16 protein-coding genes are annotated in these 15810 nt (G+C 47.1%); 11 read left to right on the top strand and 5 right to left on the bottom strand.

Annotated features, from left to right (window positions below; translation table 11 throughout):
* Positions 1-27 precede the first annotated feature (27 nt).
* From MPET_RS04370 to MPET_RS04350, 5 genes are all read left to right on the top strand, one after another.
* Positions 28-1125 carry a hypothetical protein gene (locus MPET_RS04370; RefSeq protein WP_013328806.1) on the top strand — a complete coding sequence of 366 codons (1098 nt, stop codon included), beginning with the start codon at positions 28-30 and terminating at the stop codon, positions 1123-1125.
* A 96-nt stretch (positions 1126-1221) separates the two neighbouring features.
* Entirely contained in the window at positions 1222-2343 is a 1122-nt protein-coding gene (locus tag MPET_RS04365) for a hypothetical protein (protein ID WP_013328805.1), read from the top strand.
* Between the two features lie 260 nt (positions 2344-2603).
* Positions 2604-3527 (top strand): ABC transporter ATP-binding protein, encoded by a 924-nt coding sequence (locus tag MPET_RS04360; RefSeq protein WP_013328804.1) that lies wholly within the window; start codon positions 2604-2606, stop codon positions 3525-3527.
* Between the two features lie 3 nt (positions 3528-3530).
* Positions 3531-4520 carry an ABC transporter permease gene (locus tag MPET_RS04355; RefSeq protein ID WP_013328803.1) on the top strand — a complete coding sequence of 330 codons (990 nt, stop codon included), beginning with the start codon at positions 3531-3533 and terminating at the stop codon, positions 4518-4520.
* 9 nt (positions 4521-4529) lie between these two features.
* Complete coding sequence (locus MPET_RS04350; protein WP_013328802.1) at positions 4530-5492, top strand: ABC transporter permease subunit; 963 nt, start codon at positions 4530-4532, stop codon at positions 5490-5492.
* A gap of 539 nt (positions 5493-6031) precedes the next feature.
* Here the strand turns inward: MPET_RS04350 and tsaA are convergent.
* From tsaA to MPET_RS04325, 5 genes are all read right to left on the bottom strand, one after another.
* On the bottom strand, positions 6032-6610 hold the full coding sequence (gene tsaA, locus MPET_RS04345; RefSeq protein WP_013328801.1) for a tRNA (N6-threonylcarbamoyladenosine(37)-N6)-methyltransferase TrmO: 579 nt from the start codon (positions 6608-6610) through the stop codon (positions 6032-6034).
* Between the two features lie 73 nt (positions 6611-6683).
* Positions 6684-7448 (bottom strand): MIP/aquaporin family protein, encoded by a 765-nt coding sequence (locus MPET_RS04340; RefSeq protein ID WP_013328800.1) that lies wholly within the window; start codon positions 7446-7448, stop codon positions 6684-6686.
* A gap of 5 nt (positions 7449-7453) precedes the next feature.
* On the bottom strand, positions 7454-7663 hold the full coding sequence (locus tag MPET_RS04335; protein ID WP_013328799.1) for a DUF2180 family protein: 210 nt from the start codon (positions 7661-7663) through the stop codon (positions 7454-7456).
* Between the two features lie 20 nt (positions 7664-7683).
* Positions 7684-9180, bottom strand: coding sequence for a DUF2193 domain-containing protein (locus MPET_RS04330; protein ID WP_013328798.1), 1497 nt, complete (start codon positions 9178-9180; stop codon positions 7684-7686).
* Positions 9181-9351: 171 nt separating this feature from the next.
* Entirely contained in the window at positions 9352-10218 is an 867-nt protein-coding gene (locus MPET_RS04325; protein ID WP_013328797.1) for a CPBP family intramembrane glutamic endopeptidase, read from the bottom strand.
* Between the two features lie 109 nt (positions 10219-10327).
* On the opposite strand from MPET_RS04325, the gene MPET_RS04320 reads away from it, so the two are divergent.
* The 6 genes from MPET_RS04320 to MPET_RS04295 all read left to right on the top strand — a co-directional run bounded on the left by MPET_RS04320 (position 10328) and on the right by MPET_RS04295 (position 15809).
* Complete coding sequence (locus MPET_RS04320; RefSeq protein WP_013328796.1) at positions 10328-11803, top strand: RNB domain-containing ribonuclease; 1476 nt, start codon at positions 10328-10330, stop codon at positions 11801-11803.
* Positions 11804-11872: 69 nt separating this feature from the next.
* A complete protein-coding gene (locus MPET_RS04315; RefSeq protein ID WP_013328795.1) occupies positions 11873-12100 on the top strand; it encodes a hypothetical protein in 228 nt (75 codons plus the stop codon).
* A 38-nt stretch (positions 12101-12138) separates the two neighbouring features.
* Positions 12139-12345: a hypothetical protein gene (locus MPET_RS04310; RefSeq protein WP_013328794.1), complete on the top strand. Its 207-nt coding sequence runs from the start codon at positions 12139-12141 to the stop codon at positions 12343-12345.
* 181 nt (positions 12346-12526) lie between these two features.
* Positions 12527-13714, top strand: coding sequence for a saccharopine dehydrogenase family protein (locus MPET_RS04305; protein ID WP_013328793.1), 1188 nt, complete (start codon positions 12527-12529; stop codon positions 13712-13714).
* Positions 13715-13717: 3 nt separating this feature from the next.
* Complete coding sequence (gene nspC / locus MPET_RS04300; RefSeq protein ID WP_013328792.1) at positions 13718-14896, top strand: carboxynorspermidine decarboxylase; 1179 nt, start codon at positions 13718-13720, stop codon at positions 14894-14896.
* A gap of 70 nt (positions 14897-14966) precedes the next feature.
* Positions 14967-15809 carry a transglutaminase domain-containing protein gene (locus MPET_RS04295; protein ID WP_013328791.1) on the top strand — a complete coding sequence of 281 codons (843 nt, stop codon included), beginning with the start codon at positions 14967-14969 and terminating at the stop codon, positions 15807-15809.
* The last annotated feature ends 1 nt before the right edge of the window (position 15810 follow it).

Genomic DNA, 15810 nt, shown 5'->3' with positions numbered 1-15810 from the left:
GAAGGTGATTTAATTAAAAAAAGACGGATGTCATTTCCAATATTTGTCCTAATAATATGTCTAATCTTTACAGTCCTGGTTTCAGGATGCACATATAACAATCCAAACCAACAGGATAGCACTCCAGTTGCACAAACAGAGTCAGTTACAACTGAAACCACTCCAAATGTTCAATCTGAAATTACACAACCGAAAGTCTCGTGGAAGAACTTCTATATAGATCATACCGCGCAGGAAAAGTCAGAACTGATCGAACAAGCAAAAAACGAAATCTTAAGAATATTTCCAAATGTAGACGAATCTACGCTTGACGGGTACTGGAAAGATCACGAAGGCTATCCAAAGATTGTCTTCAACAACGTAGATGATACATCTGAAGAATATATGGAAACCCAGAAAATTAGATGGAAGGGACTCGAACAGAACATTCGGGACAATATTGCTACCATCAAAGTCGATCCGGAATCAGGAGACATTGTGTTTTATTGTGGTGAAGCAATGCCCTCACCACTAGAAGAAGAGACAAGGACTGTCTCGCTTGAAGGGGCTGAAAACAAGGCCGTGGAATTTGTAAAAAATGTAAAAGGTGACGGGTTCTATGAAGAAAAAGAGAATGATTTCTATATCTACAAGCTTAACTCTGATTCAAATATGGGGGACGGTCTTGCACTTATTGTTCTGTTTAATACCTACGAAGGCGTCCAGTACTTAAATGATCAGATACACATTCGCTACGACCTTATTCTTGATGTAGTGAGTACATACTACGATGAGTTAAAGAATCCCGAATTGATGAAGAGTCTTACAACCCTTTCACCTGTTCCAGATATTTCTGAAGAAGAAGCAAAAGAGATCCTGGAGGCGAAACTGAAAGAAAGCTATCCCAACGAGGATCTGGACATACAGTACACAGTGTGGAACGGCCACGAGAATTCTCTTAACTGGTATGATGAGGAAGAACTGGTTTACGCAGACCAGCCGGAACCAATCAGGCTGATCTGGTACATAACCTTCAGCGATGCGAAGATGCGGGCAAAAGATTCAAGGCTGGCTACTCCTGCAATTATCGATGCACATACAGGAGAGATCGTATCACTTAATTTCAGGGATATCAAAATATCATAAAACGATTTTCACCTCTTTTTATTGCCGATATTTAGACGATCGTTCAACAACTCGTTTAAAGAAAAAGTATACAGTAAGTTATCTGTAGGTGATTTAATGAAAAAAAGACAGATGTCAATTCCAATATTTGTCCTGGTAATATGTCTAATATTTGTAGTCCTGGTTTCAGGATGCACATATAACAATCCAAACCAACAGGATAGCACTCCAGTTGCACAAACAGAGTCAGTTACAACTGAAACCACTCAAAATGTTCAATCTGAAAGTACACAATCGACAGTCTCGTGGAAGAACTTCTATTCAGATCATACCGATCAGGAAAAATCGGAACTGATCGAAGAAGCAAAAGACGAGATTCTAAGAATTTTTCCTAACGTGGATGAATCGACGCTTGACGGGTACTGGAAAGATCACGAACTGACGGATACAGGTTATCCAAAGATTGTCTTCAACAACGTAGATGATACATCCGATGAATTCACTGAAGCCCAGAAAATAAGATCGGGAGGACTCGAACAGAACATTCGGGACAATATCGTCACAATCAAAGTCGATCCGGAATCAAGAGATATTGTGCTTTATATTGGTGAAATGCCCTCGCCATTAGAAGAGGAGACAAGAAAGATTCCGCTTGAAGGAGCTGAAAAAAAGGCAGTGGAATTTGTAAAAAATGTAAAAGGAGATGATTTTCACGAAGAAAAAGAAGACGACTTCTATATATATGATATTGACACAGATCCAAATACCGGGAGTGGCCTTGCAATAATTGTTCTGTTTAATACCTACAAAGGCGTCCAGTATTTAAATGATCAGATATATGTTCGATATGATCGTGTTCTTGATACCGTAAGTACATACAGCGATGAGCTAAAAAATCCCGAATTAATGAAGAGTCTTACAACCCTTTCACCCATACCCGATATTTCAGAAGAAGAAGCAAAAGAGATTCTAGAGGCAAAACTGGAAAAAAGCTATCCTGACGAGGATTTGGACATACAGTACATCGTGTGGAACGGCCATGAGAATTATCTCAACTGGTATGATGAGGAAGAACTGGTTTATGCAGACCAGCCGGAACCAATCAGACTAATCTGGTACGTAACTTTCAGCGATGAGAAGATGCGGGCAAAAGATTCAAGGCTGGCTACTCCTGCAATTATCGATGCACATACAGGAGAGATCTTATTACTTAATTTCAGAGATATCAACATATCATAAAACAATTCTCACCTCTTTTTTTATTGCCGATATGTAGACGATCGTTCAACAAGACGTTTAAATAATTATATGCAATTTTTACCAGTATAAAAATGAAAACGACATCCTTTAATGAAGAAATATTTCAGAAATGCTGAATTGGATAAAATGACAGTTCAACATTTGCCACACAAATCCCTTATTAAGGAAATCAAAGATTGTTAGCTGATCATAGAAGGCAACCCATTACAATAAAACTCAATTGCATAGGGGGGTAGAAAATGATAAAAACTGAAAAGCTTACCAAAGAATACAATGGAAAAAATGCAGTCGACAACCTGAATCTCGAAGTAGAAGACGGAGAAGTATTCGGGTTCCTCGGTCCTAACGGGGCGGGGAAAAGCACGACCATCCTAATGCTTACGGGAATGATCGAACCCACATCCGGCACATGCACGATAGAAGGGGTCAATGTCGCATTAAACCCTCTAAAAGGAAAGGAGATCCTCGGCTATCTCCCTGAAGATGTCGGATTCTATAGGAATCTCACCGGGTATGAGAATCTCGACTACCTCGGAAAATTCTACCCGATTGAAAAAAGCGAGAGGGAAGATCGGATCGAGAGACTCTTAAAAAGCGTCAGGTTGAACGGGGTCACTCAGAAAGTCGGCGAATATTCAAGAGGAATGAACCAGAGGCTCGGGCTCGCCCTTGCACTTTTAAACGACCCGAAAGTAGTGATCCTCGACGAACCAACCGCTAACCTTGACCCGGAGGGTGTTCTGAGGTACAGGGAGATCATAAAAGAGCTTGAAAAGGAGGGGAAAACCGTCCTTATATGCTCGCATATTCTTTCAGAAGTCCGGGCGGTATGTACTACTCTCGGAATAATCTCACAGGGAAGACTTGTTGCAAAGGGATCTGTCGAAGAAGTCGAAGACGAACTCATCAGGCAGAGCGGCACAAAGCAGAAAATCGTTATCAAATCCATAAACCCTGACCTTTACACTGAAATTGAGTCGATTAAAAATCCCGACATTCTTGAGATCGAAAGGACAGATGACAGCATAGAGATATCAGTCCAAACAGACATCCGGCCTGTCCTTGCAGAAAAACTGAAAGATCACTGCTCGGGGATAACTGAGATGTATCTTGACCGGCCGGTACTTGAAGACTTATTCCTCAAGGTTTACAGGAGGGAATAGGTATTGGATCTCACAAGACTCGCGATTATCTCGCAAAAAGAGTTATCCGACCATGTAACAAGCAGACGATTCCTCCTCATACTCATAATAACATGCCTTGTACTTGGGGTTGCGGCTGCAAACGGTGTCACCGATTATTATAATGCTCTTGAAAATTATAAAAACGGAGAAGGCGGCGATCTTTTCATGCCGTCAATACTCTACGTATTTAATAAAATAACTAATTCAGTAGGTCTTGAGGGTCTTGGCGCGATCATAGGAATTGCAATAGGTTTTGATCTTATAGCAGGCGAACGGGAAGGAAGATCTCTAAAGACCATACTCTCACAACCACTGTACAGGGACGAACTAATAAACGGCAAGGCGATCGGCGGAATAATCACGCTCACGATTATAACAATGGCGGGATTTCTGACAATTCTTGCATTATTCCTGATTATCAGTATTGTTCCAAACTTAGAGGAAATCTTTCTGATTGGAATTATATGGCTTTTAACTCTTCTTTATATGACAACCTTTTTTTCAATGGCGCTAATGTCTTCAGTATTGGCAAAGAGCAGCAGCAGCAGTGCCCTCATCATCTCCCTGATCATCCTGTTTATACTGTTGTACATAATTCCTGTCGGAGGAGGCGGATTAGGAACATATTTACTCGGAACTGAACCGACAGATATGGGTTATGAATCCGATTCACAATTGCAGGAAGTGTACGAACAGAAAAAGTCGGATGTCAGGGATTTTTTCAATATGTTCTCCATAGATAGTGTCTACAATGAAATAGCCAGCCCCATCACGATGCCATCTCATTATGTAATTAACCAGCTTGGTTTTGAAGAATATTCATTAAATCCTGATATTGCAGAAGGAAGCAAAAAACCCTCGCTTCTGGGAATTATCGGTGATAAATGGATCAAGATTATTGTTTTTATCATGTGGCCTATTGTGTTCTTCGGTATTGCCTACGTGAAATTCATGCGTGTGGATCTGAGGTGAGTTTTCGTAATGGATTTTAAAAGAATTATTCTGATAGGATACAAGGAATTTCAGGATCATGTCACAAGCAGGAAATTTCTTGCTCTTTTATTCTTAATGCTGACGATAACCGGGATCTATGTATTCAAAAACATTGACAGTTATTTTGAAGATCTTGCAAAATACAACGAATTCCTTGGATATTCATTATTCGGCCTCCCAAAGCCGATAAATGTCTTTGACGGTATCAGGTCAGGAGTTGCAGGCAGTTCCATATTCGGATCGATAATTGCTATCGCTTTAGGATTTGATCTTATAACAAAAGAGAGAGAAACCGGATCGATCAAGGCTATACTCTCTGTTCCGGTTTACAGGGACGAGGTAATAAACGGCAAGGCGCTCGGAGGGATTATGGCAATAATCCTTGCAGTAACAATCGTCTTCGTGCTTACTCTTGGAATTATGTTAATATACAGTATTGTACCGGGCCTTGATGAACTGGGTTTCATATTTGTATTCTGGCTGGTAACGATCCTCTACCTGTCCGGGATCTTTGTGATGTCGATTATGGTTTCTGCTTTTTCAAAGACTAGCGGGATCTCTTTTATTTATTCACTGTTACTGCTTCTCATTTTGACAAACGTCATCTTTTCAACAGGCAGTTTCGCAGTTGATGTAATAATGGGGCCGGTACCTTCCATAAATTCGGACGATTCAGCTGATTACTACCAAAAATCCACAGAACTCACAAATATTGTATATTACCTATCTATTAAGACTAATTATCATAAGACCGCAACAGCTTTGACCACGCCAAAACAGACTCTCTTCTTGACAGAATATGACGGAGAAACAGAATTCGACTCAGGAAGGGATCCCACTCTCCCTGACATGCTGGGAAGAATCTGGGGCTATATCCTCTTTCTGATTGCATATCCCATAGCCTTCTTCGGAATAGCTTACGTGAAATTCATGAGGATGGATCTCCGGTGATCCTCATATGAAAAATAAAAACACAATCCTTTCTTTTTTATTGATGATCACAGGTTTAGTTCTCATTACATTGTCTTTTCTCTCCCACGGTCATATCCTGTAGGCAATTGCCCCACAGTAAGACCAAATAAATCAGAAAACAAACCGACCAATAAAATAAAAATTCAAAACAAAACAGTAATCATTCCCAGAAAAGGAGAATCAGAAAGGGATTCCCCTCATTCTGTTCACAATCCTGCAGGAAACCACAGCTGAAACAGTCGTTCCAGGCCCTGTTTCATGAGAAATCCTAAGTCGGATCCGTGCAGCCTGCAAAATCATCCGGATAAACCCGCTCAAAACTGAACAAGGCTTAAAGACATTCTCGGCATTATAGCGTATAATAATTCCGATCATTTCCAGTATATGTATCAAATGCTCACAAATACCGGCCTCATTAAAAAAAGATCTTTGATCTAAATTACCTGCAGTCAGCTTTGGAAAATAATCAGGCTGTTAACTTTCTCCATACCCAGACCCCAGGCGTCCACAGTCTGAAATCAACTTTTTCTCTTTTCATCGATCTCTTTGTGAAGCTCCTCCATCCACCAGGCGGTCTTCACGCCGTCCTTAGGGAGGGAATCCTGCACGAAGGGCTTGATATCGATCACCGGACTCTTGTCGATCGCATCGAAGCCCGAGACCTCGAGGATGTTTCCCTTCCTGGCATGGAGTTTCACGACGGTCACCAGAACTGGATTGGGCCTCGCAGGACTGCACGTGCAGAATATACCTTTCTCCGGGTAGTCCTTTCTTCCCATCGGGTGTATCTTCTTAAGATTCCGTCCCTCATTCGTCACCTCATGGCCCCAGAAGAGAACGACGAGATGCGAATAATCCTCGACTCCTTCAAGGAGTTCTTCGTACTTTTCATCGACGATTATCTCTGAGATCTCGTCCCTCCTGCTCCGGATCTGCGAGACATTCTCATCATTTCCGCCCTGCATCTCAAGGCCGTTCTTATCGGCAACAAGAAAGGGCTTTTCCACACTGTTCCTGACGATTCCAACCGACCGGATAACAAATTCCCTGTACTCCGGGAGATCTCCCGGCATGTCATTCTCTGTATTGGTATTCATAATTTTCAAATCCGTATTACAGGAATTAAAGATACGATAAAAAAAGGGTTTTGATCCGTTCCCTAAGGAACGATCATGCAGCTTTCCCTGCCGGTTCGTCTTCCTTTACAATCCAGGAATACAGGAACACCGCGAGGACTGCTCCAATGATCGGTCCTGCGACATAGATCCAGTACACCCCGACGACATTAGGGCCGCCAAAGAGCAGATCCGCAATCATCGGTCCGAACGAACGTGCGGGATTGATTGATGCACCTGAGATATTGCCGATCGTCGTGATGATTCCTGCGACCGTAAGCCCGATTGCAAGACCGGCGAATCCCGGCGGTGCTTTTTCATCGACAGCCGCTCCCATGATAATGGTCATTAGAAGGAATGTCCCGATGATCTCTGCAAGGAGGGCCTCCCAGACAGTTATGCCGGTGAACGGAGCGGTTGCACCCAGGCCGCCCACAGTAATCGCTTCGGGGCCGACAGACAGTGCGAAAAGGATGCTCCCCGCAAGGGCACCTATGAACTGTGCGACGACATATGCGACCATATCCTTTGTAGGAAATAGGCCCTTCACCCAGAGGCCGATCGACACCGCCGGGTTGATATGTGCACCCGAGACCCTGCCGAACATATAGATCACCGCCATCACGGTGATACCGAATGCAAGTCCTATGGCGAGCCAGTCGCCAAGTCCACCCAACAGACCAATGCCGATATTGAAGACATTGGGAGTCTCTTCTCCTTCGACCAGCATCAGGGTCATCGCCGCCGCACCCGCACCAAAATAGACCAGGAGCAGAGTCCCGATCAGTTCGGCGACCGAACGCTTAAAAAGCGATACCATCCGGATCACTTCCCCTTAATCGCTTCAGAGCAGTAGGGGCACAGGATTCTTGGGAGCGTCTTTGATACCTTTTTGGATGGGAAGGGATAACCTCCCTCCCAGACCTCCTGCTCCTCGCGGATCGCATGCTTCATGCAAAGCCCCATTCCGCAGACGATGCAGATCGCGACCGCTTCGGTATCCTTCCCCTGTTCGGCGCAGATATAGCACTTCATGATACAGCCCTCTCACCCTTTCAAACCGCGTCCCTGTACTGGCAGTACTGGTGTCTGAAGTCGACGCAAGAGGCCGAGGCACAGTTCTTGCATGCACGGACAGGGGCTGCCGCCGTCTTTTTGTCTAGTGCGATGAGGTTCGTCATCATCGTCGCAGTTACCGGTTCGGACGTAAGGAGACACGGGTAGTCGGCGAGGCTCATCATGGCCGCAAACCTGACCGTGATCGCACAGGCGGGGTATACGTACCTCTGCGGATTCTGGATCACGTCATGATTGTCGACGGGCGACAAATCGATCGGGAGACCGGACACCTTCGGAGTCAGCGGTGCATCCGATCCTGCCTTTGCCTTTCTGGCATGATCCATGATGTTCCAGCCGCGGAAGATCATATCCATGAAGTCGCAGTTGTGAAGTTCCGCAGCCGCGCCCCTCGTCGGGTAGAGCTGGACAAAGTTATGGAACCTTCTCGTCAGGAATTCCACGACCGCAGGACCGTTGAACCCGTCGAGTTCGAGGATGTATTCGGCCGCAGCGGCGGTAGATCCCGTCGCAAGAGCGAGGAGCTGATCGTAACCTCTGAACTTGTCGATATTCTGGCGGAGAGTATTCTCCATGACGTCGGTCCCTGCCTCGATAATTCCCATCACCATGTCGTCCTTGCACATGTTGAAGGTCGACTGTGCAATATGATGGGCGATATCACCGACACAATAGGCAGGAACAGTCACGATGTTTGCATAATGAACCTCGTCGTCGATCGCTTTTTTGACAAAAGGCTCCATCTTGCGCCTGTACTCCTCCATGTACTTCGCCGGGTCGAACGAGCTCATTCCGGCGGACTCCATCAGTTTGACCTGTGCAGCCATCGGTTCGTCGTAGATGAACTGGAGCTCGTTGATCTCCTTGTCAACCGCTGCGGCAAGAGTTCCGCCGTTCTCGATATCGTGAGCGAATACGTCTCCCACACCGTAGGACGTATTCATTCCCCACGACTTCGCCGCAAGGATTGCTTTCTTGTGATCTGTCGGGATATCCGTCTTTTTCAGGATCTGGTTCACTACATTGGATGTGCTCCCGGGGATGAGTGCGAAATCCACGACACAGGTCGGACCGTAGAATCCTGCATACCTCCTCGCCGATTCGAGGCCGATCAAAGCCTCGGATTTTGCGATCTCTTCGATGAACTTATCCACACTTTTCCGGAAGCTCTCGTCGAGATCGTAGAGGATCTCAAGGATCGCCGGTGTCTGGTAATGTTCGACGAACGGGTCGTCCTCCGGCCGGACATAGTTCGTGAGGGACGTAAGAGTGTCATAGTGGGCATTTACCGACTTGACGTGAAGATCGATAACAGCCTCCGACTGACCCTCACCGGCCTTCATCTTGTTCACGGCATCCACATACGGTTTGCCGTCCTTCACCTCAAACTTCTGCCCGCGTTTCCTCTGGAGAACAGAGAGATCCGCACGCTGCGCACCCATCGCTTCATCGATTATTTTTTTATACAACTTCATCTGCTTTCACCTCTGTTTATAGTGGAGGGAAGGGAAAGATAGGATATAATACTTTTGCAACCTGAGAAGTTCCATAAATATTACAGGACATATTTCGCTTAAAATCAAATATAACAAAAAATTAAGGAGAATTTTATTTTTCCACTGAAAATTAATAAGATATATCGATTTTCATTTGATTCCGGCCGGAAGACCTGAGCGGTAATGCCAGAACACAATCGCCAGCAGCACGTAAGCAATGGGACACGCCCACCCGAATTCACCCAGCATCATATCAGACGCAGGTGTCGGGACGGTGAGCGAAGGATAGAACTGCTGGATGAAATAGTTCCAGAAACCGTGAAAAAGGATCGCCGTAAGAACGCTTCCGGATTTCAGCCTCAGCCATGCAAGTATAAGGCCGGCGCCCATGACGGATGGAATGAATACGAGAACCGAATACCACAGCGGACCTGCCCCGTTGTAAGTCGAGAAGAGTATCAGGGGAAGATGCCAGACAGTCCATATCACACCGCTGATCAGCGCAAGTTCGGTAAATCCCATGAACTTCGCCATTTCAGGAACCAGGAGACCTCTCCAGCCGATCTCCTCTCCTGCGGCAGCAAAAATATTGAAGCCAAGTGCATAAACAAAGGCCGGGATATACGCGAGACTGAAGACTGTCGATGCCATATAAGAGTTGAATCCGGCTATGCCGGAAACCCATGCTGCCCCGAAGATCAGCAGGCCGACCGCCACAGGAAGCCCGAAGGAAATGATCTGCCATTTGTAATCCCCGATACAGAATCCGAATCCCTTCAGGTTTCTCTGGAAATAAAAACGGGTAAGCAGCCCGGCAAAACCAGGGCACCACATCGTGAATACTGTAGCCAGAACCAGACCTGAGCGATCTCCGGAAGCTGTGTATTTTGTAACAAAGACCCAGCCGACTGCGCTTAAGGCAAACGCAAGAACCAGGAAGAAAATCACCTTTTTTCTCGCTGCCGCCCCGGGGGTATCCTCCGGGTCCGGAAGAAAGATCCAGGATATTTGTTCCATATCTAGCAATTGCTGTCCGTGGGATATATGCTTTGCAGGAGGAGCTGAGGCATGTTCTGTCCGGTCAGTATTTAAGCACTGAAACGAATCTCTTTGCAGTGACGGGAAAATGAGCAGCAGGGTCAATCTTGAAGCAATTGCATACGAAACAATGGAGAGATACGGGTTCAATCCGTTCTATCCCGCAACGGTGATAAGGGAGACCGATTCGATCGAAAAAGATGAACGTGAATACAATACAAACAGTCCCGGAATAAAAGATCTGAGACGCCTGATGTGGTCCTCGATCGACAACTACGACTCGATGGACCTCGACCAGATAGAATACTGCGAGAGAGGAGAAAACGGCGAGATCAATGTAAAGGTCGCGATCGCGGACGTCGACATTTTTGTTCATAAGAACTCGGAGACCGACAGATTCGCGGCATTCAACGGAACTTCGGTCTATACGGGAGTAAAAACGTTCCCGATGCTTCCCGACAGGCTCTCGAAAGGGATCTCGTCCCTTCTCCCCGACGACTGGCACTCCGCAATAGTAATAGAATACGCGGTCCTCCTCGACGGCTCGGTGAGATACGGGGAACTCTACAGGGCGCTTGTGGCAAACAGCGCCAAATTAATTTATGAAGAAGTCGGCGACTGGCTCGAAGGGACCGGACCGGCGCCGGGGAATTTTGCAGAGATCCCGGGCCTGGCAAAGCAGGTGAAACTCCAGTACGAGGCGGCAAAGCGGCTGAAGGAATTCCGGAGAAGGAGCGGTTCTCTTGAACTGGAGACGCCGGAGGCCGAGGTTGTTATGAACGGAAACCAGGTGGCGGAGATAGTGGAGCAGAAACAGAACTCCGCCCGCAACCTGATCGAGGAGTTCATGGTCGCGGCCAACAAGACCATAACCGCATTTCTTGAGAAGGCGGGAATCCCGATGATCCACCGGATTGTAAGGACACCCAAACACTGGGACGGGATCGTATTCACCGCGATGGAACTCGGCGAAAAACTCCCGAGCGAACCCGACGGAAAGGCACTGTCGAAGTTTCTCATCCGGCAGAGGGAAAGCGATCCCGACCGGTTCCCCGATCTTTCGCTTACGATCGTCAAACTCATGGGAGCAGGTGAATACGTCGCCTTCAGGCCGGGAAAAGAGCCGGTCGGCCATTTTGCTCTTGCGGTAAAGGACTACACCCACGGAACCGCCCCGAACAGGCGCTATGTCGATCTCGTCATCCAGAGACTCGTCAAATCCGTTCTCGACGGAAGAAAGAGCCCTTACAAATACAGGGAGCTCGACGAGCTCTCCGACTGGCTCTCGGAGAGGGACCAGATGGCAAAGAAAGCCGAGAGATTCATGCTTAAAGCTGCGGCAGGAGTTCTTCTCCAGAAAAGTGTTGGCAGGATCTTCGATGCGATGGTTACCGGTGCATCACAGAAAGGGACATACGTACGTATCCTCGATCCGCCTGTCGAAGGAAAGGTGGTTCAGGGCGGAGAGAAACTCTACGTCGGCGAGAAGGTGCAGGTCCGCCTGCTCTCCACCAGCCCGGAGAAAGGGTATATAGACTTCGAGTATATCGGCGGCAGGAGATAGGAGATACCAGTAAAATCATGGTCTTAATCATCAGAAAATTAGTTATATCATCTTCCCTTATCTCGATCTATGAAAACGATATTAAGGACAACCCAGAGCGATAACGGAATTCTTGTCATCTGGCTTTCCGGAGACGATGCGGAGTCGAAGCTGTTTTCATACGAAAAACTCGTGGAGATGAATATCAACATCGGCGATCTGCTCAACCACCCTGAATATTACGGTGTGACAGACGACGGGTCGGAAGTAAAGAGAACCGACTTCTGCAAGCCCGAACTACATGCCAAATGCGAGTAACGGATAATATTATAATCCGTAAAAGGCAAGATCCAACCATGGAACAGATAATCGATGCACGGAAGAGCTTCAACGGGATACAGGTAACATACGCCACCGATGAAGAAATCGGCAACGCCGGCACAGAGCTTTTCTCCTATGAAAACCTCATCGACATGCGTATAAATGCCCTGGACCTGCTCGACAATCCGTTATTTTACTCATTCGATCCTATAGGCCCCCGCATAGTCAAAACAGTAAATTAAAATTCAAATCCAAAAAAGGCTGATAAAAGGGATTAATTTACACGGATTGAGATTTTAACGGCCGTTCTATCTTTACTTACATCAAACCGCCACTTTTTTTCCTTACAAAGACAATCAATATAATAAATTATTGCATGTCGCTCTGCTTCATAGTGCAGAGCTGGTCATATGGAGTTGATAAATGCACAAAGTCCTTATAATCGGTGCCGGCGGTGTAGGCAGCGTTGTGGTTCATAAATGCGCCGCACAGCCGGATGTTTTTAGTGAAATAACCCTTGCAAGCAGAACTTGTGAAAAATGTATCGAAATTGCAGAATCGGTCAGGAAACGAACCGGACAAAAGATCCGAATCGAGAAGGTCGATGCAGACAGCGTCGATGAACTGATCGGACTGATATCGAAGACCAATCCTTCTATTGTTATCAATACCGCACTTCCCTACCAGGACCTTACTATTATGGAGGCCTGCCTCAGGACCGGCGTTTCATATCTCGATACTGCAAATTACGAACCTCCCGAAGAGGCGAAATTCGAATACAGCTGGCAATGGGCGTACCAGGAACAATTCACCGAAAAAGGGCTTACTGCAATACTCGGATGCGGATTCGATCCCGGTGTGACGAATCTATTCTGTGCATATGCAAGAGACAAAATCTTCGACACCATCGAATATATCGACATTGTAGACTGCAATGCCGGCGATCACGGCCATCCTTTTGCAACGAACTTCAACCCCGAGATTAATATCCGCGAAATTACACAGAAAGGAAAATATTGGGAAAACGGAGAGTGGAAGTATATCGAACCGCTCTCCGAATCGATGATAATCGACTTTCCCGAGGTGGGGGAGAAAAAGGCGTACCTGCTCTACCATGAAGAGGAAGAGTCCCTTGTCAAAAATATTCCCGGCCTAAAGAGGATTCGATTCTGGATGACGTTCTCCGACGAATACCTGACCCATCTCCGCGTCCTCCGAAATGTAGGGATGACCGGGATAGAGCCGGTGGAGTTCGAAGGGCACAAGATAATTCCGCTCAAATTCCTAAAGGAGCTCCTTCCCGATCCCTCGTCCCTGTCCGAAGGATACACGGGAAAGACCAGCATAGGCTGCATCATCGAGGGGCTCAAAGATGGAAAGAGGATCAAAAAGATGATCTACAACGTCTGCGAGCATGAAAAAGCTCACAACGAAGTCGGGGCACAGGCGGTGAGCTACACTACAGGAGTGCCTGCGGCACTCGGCGCAGAGATGTTCCTCCGCGGGATCTGGAATAAACCCGGCGTCTGGAACGTGGAACAGTTTGACCCTGTTCCTTTCCTGGAAAAGCTTGGAGAAAGAGGGCTACCCTGGAAGATTACGGACCTTTGAAAAATGAAGAGCAAGATCGATCTAAGACACGAAAGGTCCGGGCTACTGCCAGATCTCTCCGGGATTAAGACACCGTGCTACCTTCTCGACCTCTCGGCACTGAAGAGCAACGGCGAGATCATCTCGGAGGTCGCGAAAGAGAGTGGTGGAAAGGCGCTCCTTGCACTGAAGGCATTTGCGGCATGGCCGGTGTTCCCTGAGATCAGCAAATACTATTCAGGTACATGTTCGAGCTCTCTCGACGAGACAAGGCTCGGCTTCGAGGAGTTCGGCGGAGAGGTGCATGCATTCTCGCCTGCATACAAGGACTGCGAGATTGAAGAGTATATCAGGATGTGCTCGCACCTCTCCTTCAACTCGCTCTCGCAGTGGGAGAGGCATAAGCGGACGATCCTCGATTCGGAGAAGAAGGTCTCCTGCGGGCTCAGGGTAAACCCGGAGCACTGCGAGGTGGAGACCGCGATATACAACCCGTGCAGGCCGGGGTCGAGGCTCGGCATCAGGGCGGGAGAACTGGAGAATTTCGATTTCGAAGGGATCGAAGGGCTCCATTTCCATGCACTCTGTGAGAACAACGCCGATGCACTCGAAAGAACGCTCGATGCATTTGAGGAGAGATTTGCAAGCTATCTCGACGGGATGAAATGGGTCAACTTCGGCGGCGGACACCACATTACGAGAAAGGACTACGACACCGGGCTCCTCATCGATCTCATAAAAGAGTTCAGGAAGAAATGGGGCTGCGAGGTCTATATCGAGCCCGGCGAAGCCTGTGCCCTGAATGCCGGGTGGCTGATCTCGGAGGTCGTCGATATCAAGGACAATGACGGAATGATCGCAATAGTGGACGCATCCGCAACTGCTCATATGCCAGACGTACTCGAGATGCCCTACCGCCCGTATATCGTCGGATCCGCAAAGCCGGGAAAGAAGAAGTACACCTACAGGCTCGGCGGCCCGAGCTGCCTTTCCGGCGACGACATCGGGACATATTCCTTCGACTGCGAACTGAAACCCGGCGACAAACTGGCTTTTACCGACATGGCGCACTATACTATGGTGAAGAACACCACGTTCAACGGGATCAGGCTCCCGGACATCCTTCTCTGGGACCCGGAGAAAGACTCGATCGAGGTTCTAAGGACCTTCGGTTACGAAGACTTCAGATCGAGACTCGGTTAAACCTCTTTTTTTGCCGCAATAAAAATACAGATAGACAGGGATGAGACAATAGTCCGTTAAGGACTGCATCATGCCGCCTTTTTCCATCAGTGATGACATCTTAAAGAGAACAGTTATCTTTGTATTCTTAGGAACCGCTGTGGTTATCGTCTCAGCTTATGCCTTATTTCTCCTGCAGAATATCCTGATAATTTTTCCCGCAGACCATCCGCTCCCCCTTGCAGTCGCAATAGAGATCGCGTTGCTGGTTCCGGTACTGATTGTTCTTTTGTGGAGATACCTGGAAGATGGAAAAGGAATCCTTCCGCTGGCGGGAATCATTATAATCCTGTGGCTCGCACCGCAGGCAACTTTTATACTCGACATTGAGGCTGGATACAGAACGATCGAGAAGGATTACAGAATGTTTGCCAAAGAGCAGCTTCAGGCAGGGGACGACAAGTCAGCAACTGCATGGAATATATCGACACGATATCTCGATTCGTTTTCATCTTCGGGAAACGATATCAGGAACCCGGTTCCGGTACGGAGCATCTTTCCCGGAAACGGTGTGTACAGATTTCACCTGCTATTGTACCATTATCTCTTCGATATGAACGGCCTCGAAAAGCTGACCGCAGTTGACGGCAGAGGAAACTGCAGCGAATATGCACGGGCCGTTGCATTTCTAGTGAACAGGACGATGGATATTCCGACACGGTTCGTGATCATGTACGGCTACGATCACAAGTTCGCAGAGGCATTGACAGAAGAAGGATGGATAGTTCTCGATCCCTTAAAGACCATCGACAGGCCGGTCCGGGCGGAATATTATTCCGAATATCTCAGGAATTCAAACCGGGCGATATATGAAAAAGTAACAGGGATCTGTTCGGCAGACGGGGAGAATCTCTCATCGGCTCATGGTTTCTGAT

The organism is Methanolacinia petrolearia DSM 11571, assembly GCF_000147875.1.
GTDB lineage: Archaea > Halobacteriota > Methanomicrobia > Methanomicrobiales > Methanomicrobiaceae > Methanolacinia > Methanolacinia petrolearia.
Note: the sequence above shows the minus strand (reverse complement) of the source record. Positions and strands in the feature narration are given on the sequence as shown.